Below are 17501 nucleotides of genomic sequence, written 5' to 3' on the forward strand. Positions count from 1 at the left end.
GGCATGGAACAGCGTGTTGCGGTGGTGACCGGGGCGGCCCAGGGGATCGGGGCCCGGATCGCCGAGGTGTTGCGGGGTGACGGGTTCGCGGTGGTCGGGTTCGACCTGCGGGAGACGCCCGGCGGGGTGGTGGGTGACGTGTCGTCGCCCGCGGACGTGGCGCGGGTGGTCGAGCGGGTCGGCGACCGGGTCGACGTGCTGGTCAACAACGCGGGGATCTCGGGGATCACGCCGTTCGAGGAGACGTCGCTGGAGCAGTGGCAGCGGGTGCTGGCGGTCAACCTGACCGGCCCGTTCCTGCTCACGCGGGCGCTCGGGCCGGTGATGCTGGCCCGCGGCTCGGGCTCGGTGGTCAACATCGCGTCCGTCGCCGGGCTCCAGGGTGTCGCCGACCGGGCCGCGTACAACACCACCAAGCACGGGCTGATCGGCATGACGCGCACGCTCGCCGTGGAGTGGGGCGGGCGCGGGGTGCGGGTCAACGCGGTGTGCCCCGGCTGGGTGAAGACCGAGATGGACGTGGCCGACCAGGAGGGCGGCCACTACGACGACACCGACATCACGCACCACGTGCCGATGGGCCGGTTCGCGTCACCGGACGACATCGCGCAGGCCGTGGCGTTCCTCGCCGACCCGGCGCGCAGCGGCTTCGTCAACGGCGTCGCGCTGCCCGTGGACGGCGGCTGGACGGCCGACGGCTCGTGGCAGTCCCTCCGGCTCTCGAAGCGCTGACGCACGGCGAACCCCCCGCACGGCGAACCCCCTGCACCGCGCACGGGTGCAGGGGGTTCGCCGGAGGTCAGCGCTCCACGTCGCCGCGGATGAACGCCTCGACCGCCTCGTGCGCCTCGGAGTCCGAGTACTGCACCGGCGGGGACTTCATGAAGTACGACGACGCCGACAGGATCGGCCCGCCGATGCCCCGGTCCAGGGCGATCTTCGCGGCGCGCACCGCGTCGATGATGATGCCCGCCGAGTTCGGCGAGTCCCACACCTCGAGCTTGTACTCCAGGTTCAGCGGCACGTCGCCGAACGCGCGACCCTCCAGCCGCACGTACGCCCACTTGCGGTCGTCCAGCCACGCCACGTAGTCCGACGGGCCGATGTGGACGTTGCGCTTGCCGAGGTCGCGGTCCACCTGCGACGTCACGGCCTGCGTCTTGGAGACCTTCTTGGACTCCAGCCGCTCCAGCTCCTTCATGTTCAGGAAGTCCATGTTCCCGCCCACGTTGAGCTGCATCGTGCGGTCGAGCTGCACGCCGCGGTCCTCGAAGAGCTTCGCCAGCACGCGGTGCGTGATGGTGGCGCCGACCTGCGACTTGATGTCGTCGCCGACGATCGGCACGCCGGCCGCGCGGAACTTCTCGGCCCACTCCGGGTCGGACGCGATGAACACGGGCAGCGCGTTGACGAACGCCACACCCGCGTCGATGGCGGCCTGCGCGTAGAAGCGGTCCGCCTCCTCGGAGCCCACCGGGAGGTAGGACACGAGGACGTCCACGGACGCGTCGCGCAGCGCCTGCGCCACGTCGACCGGCTGCTCGTCGGACTCCTCGATGGTCTCCCGGTAGAACCGGCCGAGCCCGTCGAGGGTGTGCCCGCGCTGCACGGTGACGCCGAGCGGCGGCACGTCGGCGATCTTGATCGTGTTGTTCTCGCTCGCGCCGATGGCCTCGGACAGGTCGGTGCCGACCTTCTTGGCGTCCACGTCGAACGCGGCGACGAACTCGATGTCGCTGACGTGGTAGTCGCCGAAGCGGACGTGCATCAGACCGGGCACGCGGGTGCTCGGATCGGCATCGCGGTAGTAGTGGACGCCCTGCACCAGCGACGCCGCGCAGTTGCCGACCCCGACAATGGCCACTCGAACGGTGCGGCGGTTGTCGCCCATGCCGAGTCCTCCTTCTGTTCTTCCGTGCTTGTTCCGGGGGTTCATTGGTCCCGCTCGCGCTGTTCGGCCTGTTCGTGGGCGATCAGCTCGTTCAACCACCGCACCTCGCGCTCGGTGCTCTCCAGCCCGAGCCGGTGCAGTTCCCGGGTGTACCGGTCGATGCGCTCGCTCGTCGCCGATAACGAGGTGCGCAGCCCTTCACGGCGTTCCTCGACGCGCCGCCTGCGGCCCTCGAGGATGCGCATCCTGATCTCGGCGGGGGTTCGGGAGAAGAACGCGAGGTGGACGCCGAACGAGTCGTCGTCCCACGTCTGGGGTCCGGCGTTGACCAGCAGTTCGGCGAACCTCTCCTTGCCCTCGGCGGTGAGCCGGTAGACCTTGCGCGCCCGACGGCCCCACCGCGCCGAGTCGTCCTCCGGGACTTCCTCGACGATGAGGCCGCCACGTTGCAACTTGCGCAACGTGGGGTACAGCGTTCCGTAGGAGAACGCTCGAAACGCCCCCAGCAGCTCGTGCAAGCGCTTGCGCAGCTCATAGCCGTGCATGGGTGCTTCGTGCAGCAGGCCGAGGATCGCGAACTCCAGCACGGAGCACCTCCCCGCTCAGGTGAGGCCGATGGGTGTGGTCAGTATATCGGTGCGATACATCCGCGCATGCCGGTGAAGTGTCACGTGGCACACATCGACCCCTGCCTTCGGGGCACTGCCCTGAACGGCCCATCGACGCGGTTGGGGCGGCACGTACTCTGGTCGTCGTGTCGACCCAACGCCAGGTCGTGGACTACGCCCTGCAGCGCCGTGCGCTGCTGGCGGAGGTCTACGCGGGCCGAGTGGGCACGATGGAGGTCTGCGACGCCAGCCCGTACCTGCTGCGAGCTGCGAAGTTCCACGGCCGGCCGAGCGACGTGACGTGCCCGGTCTGCCGCAAGGAACCGCTGACCCACGTGTCCTGGGTCTACGGCGACGAGCTGAAGCACGCGGCCGGGTCCGCGCGCACCGGCGAGGAACTGGCCCGCATGGCGACCCTCTTCGAGGAGTTCACCGTGTACGTGGTCGAGGTTTGCCGCACATGTAGTTGGAACCACCTGGTGCAGTCATACGTCCTGGGAACGCGTGGCCTGAACTCTCGCAAGCCGCGCAGGAGGACCGCGGCGGAGTGAACCTGCTCCGGCCACGGGCGCCGCTCCGGCGAGGAGCAGCGGCGTACGACCACCGAACCGCGTGCAGGAGCACGCCGGTCTGGGAGGCCATTTCGTGAACGACCAGCATGACGACAGGCATCGTGGCGCGGAGCCGCAGTGGCCGACCGGGGAGGACCCGGACGGCGGTGCGCACCCACCGCGGCACGGCGCCGGGGATCAGCCGGCGCGTCCGAACACCCCACCAGGTGGTTCGGCACGCGCTCCGTTCGACGGCCCCGGCCCTCGGCACGGCACGCCCCCGGGCGGGTTCGCCCGTCCCGGCACGCCCCCCGGCGGGATTCCGCGGGCGGGCGGCACGCCGCCCGGCGGCATCCCCCGCGGCGGTCCGCCGCCGCGCCGACCGGTCGGTCCGGGAGGTCCCGGCGGGCCGGTCCCCGGTCCGAACGCCGGCAGGCACGGCGCACCCGACGGCCCCGGCCGCCCCGGTCCGGCCGGCCCCGGCGCGCGCCCCGGCGGTCCCGGTCCCGGCAGCGGTGGCCCCGGCAGCGGCGGTCCCGGCAGCCTCGACGCCGCGGGCAGCGTGCCCGGCGGCTCGCCCCAGCGCCCGAACACCCCTCCCGGCGGCCTGCGCCGTCCCGGCGGCCCCGGCGGTCCCGTGCCGCCCGGCGGCCGTCCACCGGCGGGTGGCCCCGGCGGTCCGCGCCGTCCCGGCGGCCCCGGCCCCGAGCGCCGTCCCGGTGAAGAGCCGACGGACCTGCTCCCGCCCGTCTACCAGACCACGCCGCGCGAGCCCGAGCTCCTCACGCACCGCGAGGACGAGGTCGAGCTGGAGCCGTTCTACGACGACGAGTACGACGAGGAGCTGACCGAGGAGGAGGCCCGCGCCGTGCGCCGGAAGAAGGTCTGGCGCCGCGTGCGCCGCGCCACCTACGTGGCCTTCGGCCTGATGCTCCTGGCGCCGGTCGTCGCCTTCGCGATCGCCTACCAGGTCGTCGAGGTGCCGATCCCGGAGGAGGTGGCCGCCGGTCAGGACAAGGCGATCACGATCCTCTACGCCAACGGCGACGAGCTGGCCAAGATCGCGCCCGACGGCGCGAACCGCACCATGGTCAAGTACGAGGACATCCCGGAGACGATCAAGCGCGCCGTCTTCGCCGCCGAGGACCCGACGTTCGAGACGAACCCGGGCTTCGACATGACGGCCATCGCCCGCGCCGCCTGGTACCAGGTGACCGACCGGGAGTCCGGTGGCTCCGGCCTCACCCAGCAGTACGTCAAGAAGGCGACCGACCAGGACGACGGCACGCTGAGCCGCAAGTTCAACGAGATGGTCACCTCGTACAAGATGTCGCAGCAGCAGGACAAGCCGGCCATCCTGACCGCGTACCTGAACACGGTCTACTTCGGCCGGTCCGCGTACGGCATCAAGACGGCCGCCAAGGAGTACTTCGGCGTCGAGGACCTGAACCAGGTCACGCCGTCGCAGGCCGCGCTGCTCGCCGGGATGATCCAGAACCCCAGCAACTCGGAGATCGCCACGTACCGGGCGGACCGCTGGGAGTACGTGATGAACCAGATGCTCAAGTACAACTGGATCGACCAGGAGTACCGGCAGACCCAGCAGGTGCCGGTGCCCGTCGACCGGTCCGGGCAGTCGGGCCTGAGCGGTCCGCGCCTGCACATCCGCCAGCAGGTGCTGGAGGAGATGGCGAAGGTCGGCTGGGACCTGGACAAGGCGCAGCGGACCGGTGTCACCGTGCACACCACCATCGACCCGGTCACCCAGCAGGCGGCCGAGGACTCGGTGAGGGAGGTCATGGAGGGCCAGCCGACGGACGTCCTGAAGTCCTCGCTGACCGCCATCGACCCGCACACGGGCGGCGTGAAGGCGTACTACGCGGGCGCCGACGGCGCCGGTCTGGACTACGCGCGCGGCACCCTCCAGGAAGCCGGCTCGTCGTTCAAGCCGTTCGACCTGGTCGCCGCGCTGCAGGCGGGCAAGGGCCTCGGCACGACCTACGACGGCCGCTCGCCGAAGACGTTCAACAACGTCGGCGACCGGCCCATCACGATCCGCAACGCCTCCGACCCGAGGAACGAGTGCGGCGAGCAGTGCTCCATCCGCAAGGCGATGGAGAAGTCGCTGAACACCGTGTTCTACGAGATGGTGCTGGAGATCGGCACGCAGCCGGTCGCCGAGGCGGCCCACCAGGCGGGCATCCCGCGAGAGGTGGTGATCGGCGACCAGAAGAAGAAGCTCCTGGTGAACGAGAACGGCGGCGCGCCGAACGCGGGTATCGCGCTCGGCGGCGGTGAGGCGCAGGTCCGGCCGTTCGACATGGCCTCCGCCTACGCCACGTTCGCCGCGCGCGGCGTCTACCACGAGCCGTTCTTCATCTCGAAGATCACGAACAGCGAGGGCAAGGCGGTCCACCAGCACATCGACAAGTCCGGGCCCGCGTTCGACCCGGACCCGATCAAGAGCCAGGACATCGCCGACAACGTCACCGAGGCGCTCCGGCCCGTGCTGACGTACTCGAAGATCCCGTGCGCGGGTCGCGAGTGCGCGGGCAAGACCGGCACGCACGAGCTCCCGGACGACGCGGGCCAGAACTCGAAGGCGTGGATGGTCGGCTACACGCCGTCGCTGTCCGCCGCGGTGTGGATGGGTCGCAACGAGGGCAACAAGCCGTTGCAGGACGCCCAGGGCCGGCCGATCTTCGGTGGTGGCCTGCCGGGTCAGATCTGGAAGAAGTTCATGGACAAGGCCCTCGCCGGCACCCCCCCGGAGCCGCTGCCGAAGGCCAAGCCGCTGGGCCAGTACAAGGAGCCGGTCAAGACTCCGAGCAACCCGCCCACGACGACGACCGACAAGAAGAAGGAAGACGAGGACCGGGACCGCAAGCCGACGACGTCGCAGCAGGAGCCGACCACCACGACTCAGCCCCCGACGACGTCGCGGACCGGTCGGCCGTGCACGGGGCTGGTCTGCCCGACCACGCCCACGTCGACCGACGAGAACGCCCCGGACCCGGGAGTCGGCAACGGCGCTCCACCGCCGACAGGGTGACCTGAGCACCTCGAAGGGCCCGGCCCGGCACACCGCCGAGCCGGGCCCTTCGCCGTTCGCGGGTGTTCGCGGGCATCGGCGGCCGTTCCCAGGGGTTCCCGGGCGTCGGCGGCCGCTCCCGGCGTTCGAGGGCATCGGCGGCCGTTCCAGAACGTTCACGGGGCGTTGACGGGGGTTCCCGAACGATCGGGCCCGTCCCGACGGCGAGCCCCGCCGGACCTCACGGCCGCTGTTGACCGGTGCCCGTAGCATCCGTGCCCGTGGCCAGTCCTTCGCAGCCCTCGCAGGCCGACGCCGACGACACCGACTCGCTCAGCCCCGAGGAGCGGGTGAACCCCACCTGGACGGAGCCGCTGGCCCGCGCGGCGAGCAAGCCGATCGGCGGACCGGTCGGCCGGCACGCGTCGGTCGGTCGGCAGTGGTTCTGGACGCCGCTGCGGGTGGTGCTGCTGTTCGCGGTCGTGACGCTCGCGCTGGCGTGGTTCCAGAAGTCGCCGTGCGTCCAGCAGTACGTGGACGACAACGGCGTGGTGCAGCTCGACTGGCGGGGCAGCAAGCAGTTCACCGCGATGTGCTACTCCGACACCGTGCCGCTGTACACGGCGGAGCGGTTGGACAAGCGGGACACGTTCCCCTACAAGACGTCGTGGGTGGACGACGAGGGCAAGCCGACGGCGCACGTGCGGTACATGGAGTACCCCGTGCTGACGGGCATGTTCCAGCTGCTCAACGCGCGGATGGCCCAGGGCTGGACGGCGATCGCCGCGTCCGGGTGGCTGCCGAACCCCATGACCGTGATCGTGTACTTCAACATCACCGCGCTGTGGCTGGCGCTGGCGTGGCTCGTGACGGCGTACGCGGTCGCCCAGCTGGCCAGGCGACGGCCGTACGACGCGGTGCTGGTGGCGGTGTCGCCGCTGGTCGTGGTGCACGCGTTCACGAACTTCGACACGCTCGCGACGGCGTTCGCGACGGCCGCCATGCTCGCGTGGGCGCGGAAGAAGCCGGTGCTGGCGGGCATCCTGCTCGGGCTGGGCGGCGCGGCGAAGCTGTACCCGCTGTTCCTGCTCGGGCCGCTGCTGCTGTTGTGCTGGCGGTCGGGCCGGCTGCGCGCCGGGTTGACGACCCTCGGCGCGACGCTGGCGACCTGGGCGCTGGTGAACGCGCCGATCGCCTTGCAGTACCCGGCCGGGTGGCGCGAGTTCTTCCGGCTGAACACCGAGCGCGGCGTCGACCCCGACTCGATCTACAACGTCATCGCGCAGTGGACCGGGTGGCAGGGCTTCGACCCCGGCCTGGCGCACGGGCAGGCGCCGGAGGTGCTGAACACCGTCAGCGCCGTGCTGTTCCTGGTGTGCTGCGCCGCGATCGGGTTCGTGACGCTGTCCGCGCCGCGGCGGCCGCGGCTGGCGCAGCTGGCGTTCCTCGTGGTGGCCGCGTTCCTGCTGACGAACAAGGTGTGGAGCCCGCAGTACTCGCTGTGGCTGGTGCCGCTGGCGGTGCTCGCGCTGCCGCGGTGGAAGCTGCTGCTGGCGTGGATGGCGGTGGACGCCCTGGTCTGGGTGCCGCGGATGTTCTTCTACCTGGGCGTGGAGAACAAGGGCCTGCCGATCGACTGGTTCCTCGGCACGGTCGTGGCGCGGGACGTCATGGTGATCCTGCTGTGCGTCCTCATCGTCCGGGAGATCTACCGGCCGGACCTCGACAAGGTGCGCCAGGCGGGCGACGACGACCCGTGCGGCGGGTTCGTCGACGGCGCGCCGGACCGGTTCGTGCTGCGGTTCCGCCGGCGCGAGCCGGCCACCCCGGTCGACGCCGCCACGGGCTGACCGGGGCGTCGCGTCACGGCGCGCGGCTCGCCGGCGATTCGGGCCGGCGGGCCGGCAGGCGGTCGGCGAACGTCACCTCGGACTTGAGGAACACGACGAACAGCGCCACCAGCAGCGCCGCCCGACCCCAGACGCCGATCACCACGGCCTGCGCCGCCAACCCGTCGTAGATGCCGGACGGCTGGCCGAACTGGATCGCGTAGAACCAGCGGAAGATGCCGATGCCCATGGCGACGTCCGCCGCGAAGTACGCCGCCACCCACGCCCAGTTCACCCGCAGCAGCACGAACATCGGCACCAGCCACAGCGTGTACTGCGGCGAGTGCACCTTGTGCAGCAGCAGGAACCCGCACAGCATCGCCGCCGACACCGCCACCCACGGGTACGTGCCCTCCCGCAGGTAGCGCCGCCAACCCAGCCCGCAGGCCAGCGCGAACGACGCCAGCACCGTCGCCGGCGACAGGACGCCGACCACGGCCTGCATGGTCGCGTCCTCCACGAACGGCCGCATCGACCAGAACCACACCGAGTTCGTGGTGATGTCCACCCGGCGCAGGCCCTGGAACGTGAACGACGCCAGCCAGCCGTTGAACCCGGCCACCGCGAACGGCAGGTTGACCAGCACCACCGTCACGACCGCCGTCAGCGCCACCCGCACCGCGCCCATGACGTCGTACCGCGCCCCGGCCGGCAGCCACCGGCCGCCGGGACCGCCGGTCAGCACGTACAGGCACAGCGGCAGCACGAAGAACGCCGGGTAGATCTTGAACGCGAACCCGAGGCCCAGCAGCACCGACGCGACCTCCGCGCGGGCCGCGAACCCCCACCGGCGCCGCCCCCAGCCCCGGTGGACGACGTGCACCGCCGCCACCGCGCAGAGCACGACCGGCAGGTCCCAGTTGTGGAACGCGTACAGCACCAGCGGTGGTCCGAGCGCCCAGACCAGCGCCCGCCACCGGCTCAACCTGCCCAGCAGCCACGCCGTCGCCAGCCCGAACGGCGCCATCAGCAACGCCGAGAACAGCAGGAACGCCCCGTCGTTCTCGGCGAGGATCGCACCCGCCCAGATCAGCAGCCCGGTCAGCACCGGGTACTCGACCACCCCGCCGACCAGCACGCCCCGGCTGTCGATGCCGCCGCTCACGTACGGGAACACGTGCCGGTCGATGTCGCGCCCGATCCACAGGTGCTGGATGTCGGAGTAGCAGACGTCCGCCTTGTTGCGCCGCTCGTAGTCCGGCGCGCTGCGGCCCCACTGGTCGAACCACGGGCCCGTGCAGCGGTCTTTGTTGAGGAAGCCCGCGAACATCGTCAACCCGCACAGGAGCACGACGGCCGCCAGCGCCGCCCGGCCGAGCGCCGGAGCCCGTGACGGGGCGCCCGGCCGCTCCGGGGCCACCGCCTGCCGTGTCACGCCCGTCAGCCCAGGTGCTCGCGCAGGAACGCGATGTCCTCCGCCTGACCCTCGTCCGGGGTCTCGACCAGCACCGGGGAACCGGCCGCGGCGGCCACCGCGACCAGCTGGGCGGGGTCGATGGTGCCGGAGGCGATGTTGGCGTGCCGGTCGCGCGCGGAGCCGAACTCGTCGCGGGAGCTGTTCAGGTGCACCAGGTCGATGCGGCCGGTGATGGCCTTCACCCGGTCGACGATGCCGACCAGGTCCTCGCCGGAGGCGAACGCGTGGCACGTGTCGAGGCAGAACCCGGCGCCGAACTCGCCGACCGCGTCCCACAGCCGGCCGAGCATGTCGAACGTGCGGGCCATCGCGTTCTCGCCGCCCGCGGTGTTCTCGATCAGGATCGGCACGGCGAACCCGCCGCTCTCCGCCTGCCGCTGGAACATCTTGCGCCAGTTGGCGATGCCCTCGGCCGGGTCCTCGCCCTTGGTGACGTGCCCGCCGTGCACGATCAGGCCCTTGGCGCCGACCTTCGCCGCCGCCTCGGCGTGCTGGAGCACGATCTTGCGGGACGGGATGCGGATGCGGTTGTTGAGCGAGGCGACGTTCGCCAGGTACGGCGCGTGGACGAAGACGTCCAGCTCCGAGGCCAGCAACCCGTCGGTCTGCGGGTGCGGCTTCGGCGCCTTCCACCCCTGCGGGTCGGCCAGGAAGAACTGGACGACGTCGGCGCCGCGCTCGGCCGCCGCGCCGAGTGGGTCGTCGTCGCGGACGTGGGCCCCGATGCGCATGACGTGCAGGGTAGTCGGGCGGTACGACACACCGCCGCCCACCGCCTGCCGCGCACGCCCCCTCCACTCGCCGCCCCGCGCCCCCGCACGGCACCGCGCCTTCCACCGATGCCTAAATTTGTCGCCACGGGGGATGGTTCGCGTCACCAACAGGACTTACGCTCGTTACTTGCAAGTAGGTAACCGGCGCGGCACGTCAGGAGGCCAGACCATGCGGACCCGGCTCACACGGCTGTTGGGCGCGGTCGCGGTCGTGCTCGCGGCCGGAACGGCCGGCGTCGCCGCGGGCTCCGGATCGGCCGTGGCCGCCGAACCCGTCGTCGTCGGGGACTGCAAGACGACCGTGCAGGGCGCGCCCGGCACACCGGTGTCGCTGAGCCCCACCGCGGTGCTCGACCCGGTGGTGCAGCTCATCCGCGCCGTTCCGCTGCTCGGGCCGCCGCTCGTGGACCCGTTCCGGCAGGCGTTCTCCGCCCTGCCGCCCATCCCGATCGGCGCGATCCCCACCGGCTCCGGCGTCATCACCGGCGCCGTGATCGCCGACAAGGTCAACGCCGAGCTGGCCAAGCTGCCGCTGCTCGGACCGATCATCGTCACCCTCTCGAACGGCGTGCGCACCGAGCTGACCAAGCTGTGCGGCGTCGCCGTGCAGGGCGTCAACGCCGCCGCCGCGCCCGTCCAGGACGGTTCCAAGGCGCTCGCGGACGCGTCGCAGCAGGCCGTCGGCCAGGCGCCCGGCCAGCCCGGCGCCAAGCCCACGCCCATCCCCGGCACGCCGCCGCAGACCGGTCAGCCGGGCACGAACCCCGGCACCGGGAACCCCGGCGGCACGCCCGCCAACCAGAGCCCGTTCGCGCCGGTCGGCGGCGTCGGCGCGCTCGACGTGCCGCTGTACGGCACGAACCCGTGGGGCGCCAACTTCGGCCGCGTGCCGCTGTTCGGCTACGGCTCCCTGCCGTTCGCCATGCCCGGCCTGTACGCGCCGTCACCGGGCGTCCGCTACGGCGGCGGCGTGAGCGGGTACCAGCCCGGGTTCGCGCTGCCCGGCGGCGGCGACTCGGACGGCGTGCAGACCGCGGGCCGCGCCCAGGCGCTGCCCGGCGTGGGCCGGATGGGCGGCGGCGTGGCGGCTCCCGTGCTGCTCGCCGTGCTGCTGCTGTCGTGCGTGACGGGCGCGCTGGTGCGGACGTGGGTCCTGCGCCGCGCCACCGCCCCCACCGCTTCCTGACGCTCTGAGCTGCTCGAACAGGCCACCGGGGAGGGCATCCCGGTGGCCTGTTACCCTTCACGGGTTGCTGACGCGACGACCCTCCTGCCACGGAAAGTCCGTGGCCGCCGAGTCCACAGGAGGTGAGTGGTCTTCATGCGTCATTACGAAGTGATGGTCATCCTCGACCCCAGTCTCGACGAGCGCACGATCGCGCCGTCCCTCGACACGTTCCTCAACGTCATCCGCACCACGGGTGGCAACGTGGAGAAGGTCGAGGTGTGGGGCAAGCGCCGGCTGAGCTTCGAGATCAACAAGAACTCCGAGGGCATCTACGCCGTCCTCGACCTGATCTCGACCCCCGACGCGGTGAAGGAACTGGACCGCCAGCTCGGCCTCCAGGAGACGGTGCTGCGCACCAAGGTCATCCGCCGCGAGCCCGCCAAGGCCGCGAAGACCGCCGCGCGGATCGCCGCCAAGGCCGCGGCCAAGGTCAAGGCCTAGGGGCCCGCCGACCATGGCAGGCGAGACGACGATCACGGTGGTCGGGAACCTGACCGCCGATCCCGAACTCCGCTTCACCCAGTCCGGCGCCGCGGTGGCGAGCTTCACCGTGGCATCCACCCCTCGCACGTTCGACAAGGCGACGGGCGAGTGGAAGGACGGCGAAGCGCTGTTCCTGCGGTGCAACGTGTGGCGCCAGGTCGCGGAGAACGTGGCCGAGTCGCTCACCCGCGGTTCGCGCGTGCTCGTGACCGGGCGGCTGCGCCAGCGTTCCTTCGAGACGAAGGAAGGCGAAAAGCGCACCGTCATCGAGCTTGAGGTCGACGAGATCGGCCCCTCGCTGCGCTACGCGACCGCGAAGGTCAACAAGGTGAGCCGTGGAGACGGCGGCGGCGGCTTCGGCGGCGGCGGTCAGTCTCGCGGTGGCGGCGGCAGCGCCCCGGCCGACGACCCGTGGGGCTCCGCGCCCCCGGCCGGCTCCGGTGGCTTCGCCGACGAGCCCCCCTTCTAGACCGGCACCGGTCCACTCCACACTTCACTGCGTAATACCAGGAGTTCACACATGGCCAAGCCGCCTGTGCGCAAGCCCAAGAAGAAGGTTTGCGCGTTCTGCAAGGACAAGAACGCCAACCTGATCGACTACAAGGACACCACCCTGCTCCGGAAGTACATCTCGGACCGGGGCAAGATCCGTGCCCGCCGGGTCACCGGCAACTGCTCCCAGCACCAGCGCGACGTCGCGGTCGCCGTCAAGAACGCCCGCGAGATGGCGCTGCTGCCCTACACCTCGACCGCTCGCTGAGAAAGGGGACGGCATCGTGAAGCTCATCCTCACCGCTGACGTGACCGGCCTCGGCGGCCCCGGCGACATCGTCGAGGTCAAGGACGGCTATGGCCGCAACTACCTGCTGCCCCGCGGCCTGGCGATCGTCGCCACCAAGGGCGCGGCCAAGCAGGTCGAGGTCATCCGCCGGGCGCAGGAGACCCGCCGGGTCCGCGACCTGGACCACGCCAAGGAGATCAAGGCCTCGCTCGAGGGCCTCGGCTCCGTGACGCTGAAGGCCAAGGCCGCGGCGGGCTCGAAGAAGCTGTTCGGCTCGATCACCACGTCCGACGTCGTGTCGGCCGTGCGCGCCGCCGGCGGCCCCACGCTCGACAAGCGGGCCGTCGAGCTCTCGGGTCACATCAAGACCCTCGGCAAGCACTCGGTCAGCGTCCGGCTCCACCCGGAGGTCACCGTGTCGCTGGCCGTCGAGGTCGCGGCCGCGAGCTGAAGCACCCCGGAAGCGCCGTTCGACCAGGTGTTCTGGTCGGGCGGCGCTTTCGCACGTCGGGCTGTGGACAACTCGGGTGACGCCCGGTGCGCGACACGCCGAAGGGCATGGGGCGCGCGACACGCCGAGGGTGTGACCAACTACTTTTCCACAAAGTTATCCACAGGGTCTGACCTGCGGGAACTTTTGTCTTGGGCCGAGTTGTACCCAGGTTGTCCACAGCTTTCCCCAGGCCTGTGGTCAGCTCGGCGCGACCATCCCCAACCTGTCCACCGACTTGTCCACAGGAGCGTTTGCCTACGCCATCCAGGTGGCTCTAGCGTCGCTGGATCACCGGGCGTGTGGCACGCGGACTTTGTCGGACCCACGAGGTACAACAGGCACGGCAGCAGATTGGGGTGAGCTCACGGTGGCGCTGGTGGACGACCGGGGCATGGCAGAGCCCGGCTTCGAACGACAGCCGCCGCAGGACCTCGCCGCCGAGCAGTCGGTGCTGGGCGGCATGCTGCTGAGCAAGGACGCGATCGCGGACGTGGTCGAGGTCCTGGCTCCCAACGACTTCTACCGCCCCGCGCACCAGGCGGTGTACGACTGCATCCTCGACCTCTACGGGCGGGGCGAGCCGGCCGACCCGATCACGGTGTCCGCCGAGCTGGAACGGCGCGGCGAGCTGCTGCGCGTCGGCGGCGCGCCGTACCTGCACACGCTGATCGCCACCGTGCCCACGGCCGCGAACGCCTCCTACTACGCCGAGATCGTGGCCGAGAAGGCCGTGCTGCGGCGGCTGGTGGAGGCGGGCACCAGGATCGTGCAGCTCGGCTACAACGGCGCCGAGGGTGCCGACGTGGACGAGGTGGTGGACCGGGCGCAGGCGGCGATCTACGAGGTCACCGAGCGCCGCACCACCGAGGACTACGTGGTGCTGGAGGAGCTGCTCCAGCCGACCATGGACGAGATCGACGCCATCGCGTCGCGCGGCGGCTCGTCCCTCGGCATCCCCACCGGCTTCGCCGACCTGGACGAGCTGACCAACGGCCTGCACCCCGGCCAGATGATCATCGTCGCGGCCCGGCCGGGTGTCGGCAAGTCGACGCTGGGCCTCGACTTCGCCCGGTCGTGCTCGGTGAAGCACGGGCTGACCAGCGCCATCTTCTCGCTCGAGATGTCGCGCACCGAGATCGTCATGCGCATGCTGTCCGCCGAGGCGCGCATCCGCCTCGGCGACATGCGCGGTGGGCGGATGAGCGACGACGACTGGACCAGGCTCGCCCGGCGGATGAGCGAGATCAGCGAGGCGCCGCTGTTCGTGGACGACTCGCCGAACCTCACCATGATGGAGATCCGGGCCAAGGCGCGGCGGTTGAAGCAGCGCCACGACCTGCGGCTCGTCGTGGTCGACTACCTCCAGCTGATGTCGTCCGGCAAGCGCACCGAGTCCCGCCAGCAGGAGGTTTCCGAGTTCTCCCGGAACCTGAAGCTGATCGCCAAGGAGCTCGAGGTGCCGGTGATCGCGATCAGCCAGCTGAACCGCGGTCCGGAACAGCGGACCGACAAGCGCCCGCAGCTGTCCGACCTGCGTGAGTCCGGCTCGCTGGAGCAGGACGCCGACATGGTGATCCTGATCAACCGCCCGGACGCGTGGGAGCGCGACGACCCGCGCGCCGGCGAGGCGGACCTGATCATCGCCAAGCACCGCGCCGGCCCGACCGCCACCATCACCGTCGCCCACCAGCTCCACTACAGCCGCTTCGCCGACCTCGCCCAGGGCTGACGTCGGCGTTCGCGAGACCGAGGCCCGCCCGTGTGCGCGGTGGGTCCGAACGCGGCGGTGGCGGTGATCGCGGGCCGCCGGGCTGTGCCGCGCACGAGCCCGTCGCGGTGACTTCGGTGCGGCGGCGCGTGACCGGTCTCGGGGCGTTCCCGGACCGCAGAACTGCGCATACGATCAAGGGATGCCACCCGACGCGGCGCGGCGCAGCGACCGTTCGAGGCGGGCGATCCTCGTGGCCGCGCTGGAGTTGGTCGAGGCGCTCGGCTACTCGAAGTTGACCATCGAGGCGGTGGCGGCGCGGGCCGGGGTGGGCAAGCAGACGATCTACCGCTGGTGGCCGTCGAAGGGGCCGCTGCTGTTCGACGCGCTGGTGGAGCTGGGACCGGTCGGGCACGACTCGCCGCCCAGCGGCGACCTGGCGGCGGACCTGAAGCGGGAGCTGCGGCTCGCGGTCGGCGAGCTGGCCGAGCGGCGGTTCGACCAGGTGTGCCGGGTGCTCGTGCACGAGTCGCGGACGGACCTGGTGACGCTGCTGCTGATGCCGCGCCGGATGGTGGTGGAGGACCGGCTGCGGTCGGCGCAGCGGCTCGGTGACGTGCGGCCGGACGTCGACGTGTCGGCGGCGGCCGAGTTGCTGCTCGGGTCGCTGTACCAGCGGTGGTTGTTGCGGACGGCGCCGTTGACGGAGGACTTCACCGACGCGGTCGTGGATCTCGTGCTCCGGGCGCTGAGCGACCGACCATGATCGGTAAGGTTCGTCGAACATGGGGTACGCCGTGGTCGACGTGGAGACGACGGGGTTCTCCGCGCGCAGTTCCGATCGGATCGTCGAGGTCGCGGTCGTCCGGCTGGACGACGCGGGCCGGGTGGCCGACGAGTGGTGCACCCTGCTCAACCCCGGACGCGACCTCGGGCCGCAGCACGTGCACCGCATCCGCGCGGCCGACGTGTGGCACGCGCCGACGTTCGCCGAGGCGGCCCTGGGCCTGGCCGCACGCCTCGCCGGGCACGTCGTCGTCGCGCACAACCTGTCGTTCGACGCCCGGTTCCTGACCGCCGAGTTCGCCCGCGCCGGCGTGGACCTGCCGGTGACCGGGCTGTGCACGATGCGCCTGGCCGACCGCTACCTGCCGCACCGGGCGGGGCGGTCGCTGCGGGCGTGCTGCGAGGCGGCGGGGGTGGTGCTCGAATCGGCGCACTCCGCGTTGCACGACGCCCGCGCGACGGCCCGGCTGTTCGCCCACTACCTGCGGTCGGGTGTGCCGGACGCCCTCCCGGTGCCGCCGGTCGCGGGCGCCCGGCCCCTGCCACTTGGCGCGGACGTCGAGCCGGGCGCGGACGTCGAGCCGGTGGTCCCGGACGTGGCCGAGGTGCGGCGCGGGGTGGCCGTGGCGGAGGCGCGGCGACCGGTGCCGGTGACGCTGGCGCGCGGGGACCGGGTCGTGTTCACCGGCCAGATGCACGCGCCGCGGGACGTGTGGGTCGACCGGGCCGCGGCGTTCGGGCTGGTCAGCCAGGGTTACGTGACCAAGGCGACGCGCGTGGTGGTGGCTGCCGACCCGTTCACGCTGTCCACCAAGGCACGTCGGGCGCGCTCCTACCGGGTGCCGATCGTGTCGGAGGACGACTTCACCGGGATGCTCGACCGGCTGGGTGGCGCACCGCTGGCCAAAGATCACCGGACCGGGTGGCGCCGGGGCTATTGAAAAGCCCGCTACCTGCGGGGAGGCTCTTGACGGACAGGCCCTGCGCTCGGCGGGAGGCACGAGTCCTATGAGTACCGCGCAGACGAGCACCGTGCCGAGGACGGCTTCCCGGGCGGTGTGGGACGACTTCGTCTCGGACCTGCCGGTCGGGGTGCTGCTCCAGGACGAGAACGGCGTGGTGCTCGCGGCGAACCCGCTCGCGGAATCACTGTTGGGTGACGCGCGGGCCTGTGACGACTCCGGTGCGCCGCTGCCCAGCCGGGCGCAGTTGGCGTCGCAGGTGCTCCGGACCGGCTCGCCCCTGACGCTGCCGATGGCGCTGCCGCACGCGCAGGTGTGGGCGGAGTACCACCCGATCGAGTCGCGCGGTCAGGTCCTGGTGCTGCTGCGGCCGGTGCAGGCGGACGTGCCGCACAGCGCCGGGCTGCTCGACGCGCTGACCGGGCTGCCGGGGCGGGCGCTCCTGCTCGACCGGCTGGACCAGGCGTTGATCCGGGCCCGGACGCACGGCACGTTGGCGTCGCTGGTGCTCGCGGACGTGCACCGGATGGCGGCGGTGAACCGGTCGTGCGGCTTCGAGCGCGGCGACGAGCTGCTGACCGTGATCGGCCGGCGGCTCCGACAGGGCTTACGGGACGACTACACGGTGGCGCGGTACGGCGGCGACTCGTTCGCCGTGGTCGCCGAGCACGCGAACGGCAGCGGTGAGGCGGTCGCGGAACGGGTGCGCGAGCTGGCCGACCGGACGGTGCGCCTCGGCCCGGACCGCGTCCGGCCCGGCGTGCGCGTGTGCTGGGTGACCAGCGACGGCGAGGCGCCCCTGCACTCGGTCATCGCGAACGCCGAGGAGCGCTTGCGCGGGTGAGGCCCCCCGGAAACGGGACGGACCCCCGGCACGGGGTGCCGGGGGTCCAGTCGCGG

General features: G+C 71.6%; 17 protein-coding genes. 13 read left to right on the forward strand and 4 right to left on the reverse strand.

From position 1 onward, the window contains the following. The first annotated feature begins 3 nt into the window (after positions 1–3). A complete protein-coding gene (locus tag ACRAKH_RS34520) occupies positions 4–732 on the forward strand; it encodes an SDR family NAD(P)-dependent oxidoreductase (protein WP_380726682.1) in 729 nt (242 codons plus the stop codon). Between the two features lie 67 nt (positions 733–799). Here ACRAKH_RS34520 and ACRAKH_RS34525 read toward each other — a convergent pair whose 3' ends face one another. Both ACRAKH_RS34525 and ACRAKH_RS34530 read right to left on the reverse strand, forming a co-directional pair. Beyond that, a complete protein-coding gene (locus tag ACRAKH_RS34525; protein WP_366195860.1) occupies positions 800–1891 on the reverse strand; it encodes an inositol-3-phosphate synthase in 1092 nt (363 codons plus the stop codon). 41 nt (positions 1892–1932) lie between these two features. Then, positions 1933–2478 carry a PadR family transcriptional regulator gene (locus tag ACRAKH_RS34530; RefSeq protein ID WP_380726684.1) on the reverse strand — a complete coding sequence of 182 codons (546 nt, stop codon included), beginning with the start codon at positions 2476–2478 and terminating at the stop codon, positions 1933–1935. Positions 2479–2645: 167 nt separating this feature from the next. Here ACRAKH_RS34530 and ACRAKH_RS34535 point away from each other — a divergent pair, with 167 nt between their 5' ends. The 3 genes from ACRAKH_RS34535 to ACRAKH_RS34545 all read left to right on the forward strand — a co-directional run bounded on the left by ACRAKH_RS34535 (position 2646) and on the right by ACRAKH_RS34545 (position 7931). Beyond that, positions 2646–3050, forward strand: a complete 405-nt coding sequence (locus ACRAKH_RS34535; RefSeq protein ID WP_380726686.1) for a DUF5318 domain-containing protein — start codon at positions 2646–2648, stop codon at positions 3048–3050. Between the two features lie 94 nt (positions 3051–3144). Next, positions 3145–6102, forward strand: coding sequence for a transglycosylase domain-containing protein (locus ACRAKH_RS34540; protein ID WP_447009537.1), 2958 nt, complete (start codon positions 3145–3147; stop codon positions 6100–6102). A 260-nt stretch (positions 6103–6362) separates the two neighbouring features. Then, complete coding sequence (locus ACRAKH_RS34545) at positions 6363–7931, forward strand: glycosyltransferase family 87 protein (RefSeq protein WP_380727348.1); 1569 nt, start codon at positions 6363–6365, stop codon at positions 7929–7931. Between the two features lie 13 nt (positions 7932–7944). Here the strand turns inward: ACRAKH_RS34545 and ACRAKH_RS34550 are convergent, their stop codons facing one another. Then, positions 7945–9345, reverse strand: a complete 1401-nt coding sequence (locus ACRAKH_RS34550) for a glycosyltransferase family 87 protein (protein ID WP_380727346.1) — start codon at positions 9343–9345, stop codon at positions 7945–7947. 5 nt (positions 9346–9350) lie between these two features. Further along, positions 9351–10118 carry a deoxyribonuclease IV gene (locus ACRAKH_RS34555; protein WP_380727344.1) on the reverse strand — a complete coding sequence of 256 codons (768 nt, stop codon included), beginning with the start codon at positions 10116–10118 and terminating at the stop codon, positions 9351–9353. A gap of 211 nt (positions 10119–10329) precedes the next feature. On the opposite strand from ACRAKH_RS34555, the gene ACRAKH_RS34560 reads away from it, so the two are divergent. The 9 genes from ACRAKH_RS34560 (at position 10330) to ACRAKH_RS34600 (ending at position 17445) form a co-directional block, all read left to right on the forward strand. Beyond that, positions 10330–11346 (forward strand): hypothetical protein, encoded by a 1017-nt coding sequence (locus tag ACRAKH_RS34560; protein WP_380727342.1) that lies wholly within the window; start codon positions 10330–10332, stop codon positions 11344–11346. A 135-nt stretch (positions 11347–11481) separates the two neighbouring features. Continuing rightward, positions 11482–11829, forward strand: coding sequence for a 30S ribosomal protein S6 (gene rpsF, locus ACRAKH_RS34565; RefSeq protein WP_380727340.1), 348 nt, complete (start codon positions 11482–11484; stop codon positions 11827–11829). Positions 11830–11842: 13 nt separating this feature from the next. Then, a complete protein-coding gene (locus tag ACRAKH_RS34570; protein ID WP_380727338.1) occupies positions 11843–12340 on the forward strand; it encodes a single-stranded DNA-binding protein in 498 nt (165 codons plus the stop codon). A gap of 51 nt (positions 12341–12391) precedes the next feature. Then, positions 12392–12631 carry a 30S ribosomal protein S18 gene (gene rpsR, locus ACRAKH_RS34575; protein WP_015805710.1) on the forward strand — a complete coding sequence of 80 codons (240 nt, stop codon included), beginning with the start codon at positions 12392–12394 and terminating at the stop codon, positions 12629–12631. Between the two features lie 13 nt (positions 12632–12644). Next, on the forward strand, positions 12645–13103 hold the full coding sequence (rplI, locus tag ACRAKH_RS34580) for a 50S ribosomal protein L9 (RefSeq protein WP_380727351.1): 459 nt from the start codon (positions 12645–12647) through the stop codon (positions 13101–13103). A 409-nt stretch (positions 13104–13512) separates the two neighbouring features. After that, positions 13513–14874, forward strand: coding sequence for a replicative DNA helicase (gene dnaB, locus ACRAKH_RS34585; protein ID WP_073897890.1), 1362 nt, complete (start codon positions 13513–13515; stop codon positions 14872–14874). 181 nt (positions 14875–15055) lie between these two features. After that, positions 15056–15619: a TetR/AcrR family transcriptional regulator gene (locus ACRAKH_RS34590; RefSeq protein WP_380727336.1), complete on the forward strand. Its 564-nt coding sequence runs from the start codon at positions 15056–15058 to the stop codon at positions 15617–15619. A 19-nt stretch (positions 15620–15638) separates the two neighbouring features. Continuing rightward, positions 15639–16580 (forward strand): exonuclease domain-containing protein, encoded by a 942-nt coding sequence (locus ACRAKH_RS34595; protein ID WP_380727333.1) that lies wholly within the window; start codon positions 15639–15641, stop codon positions 16578–16580. Positions 16581–16647: 67 nt separating this feature from the next. Continuing rightward, positions 16648–17445: a sensor domain-containing diguanylate cyclase gene (locus ACRAKH_RS34600; RefSeq protein WP_380727331.1), complete on the forward strand. Its 798-nt coding sequence runs from the start codon at positions 16648–16650 to the stop codon at positions 17443–17445. The last annotated feature ends 56 nt before the right edge of the window (positions 17446–17501 follow it).

It is taken from the genome of Saccharothrix hoggarensis (assembly GCF_052936025.1).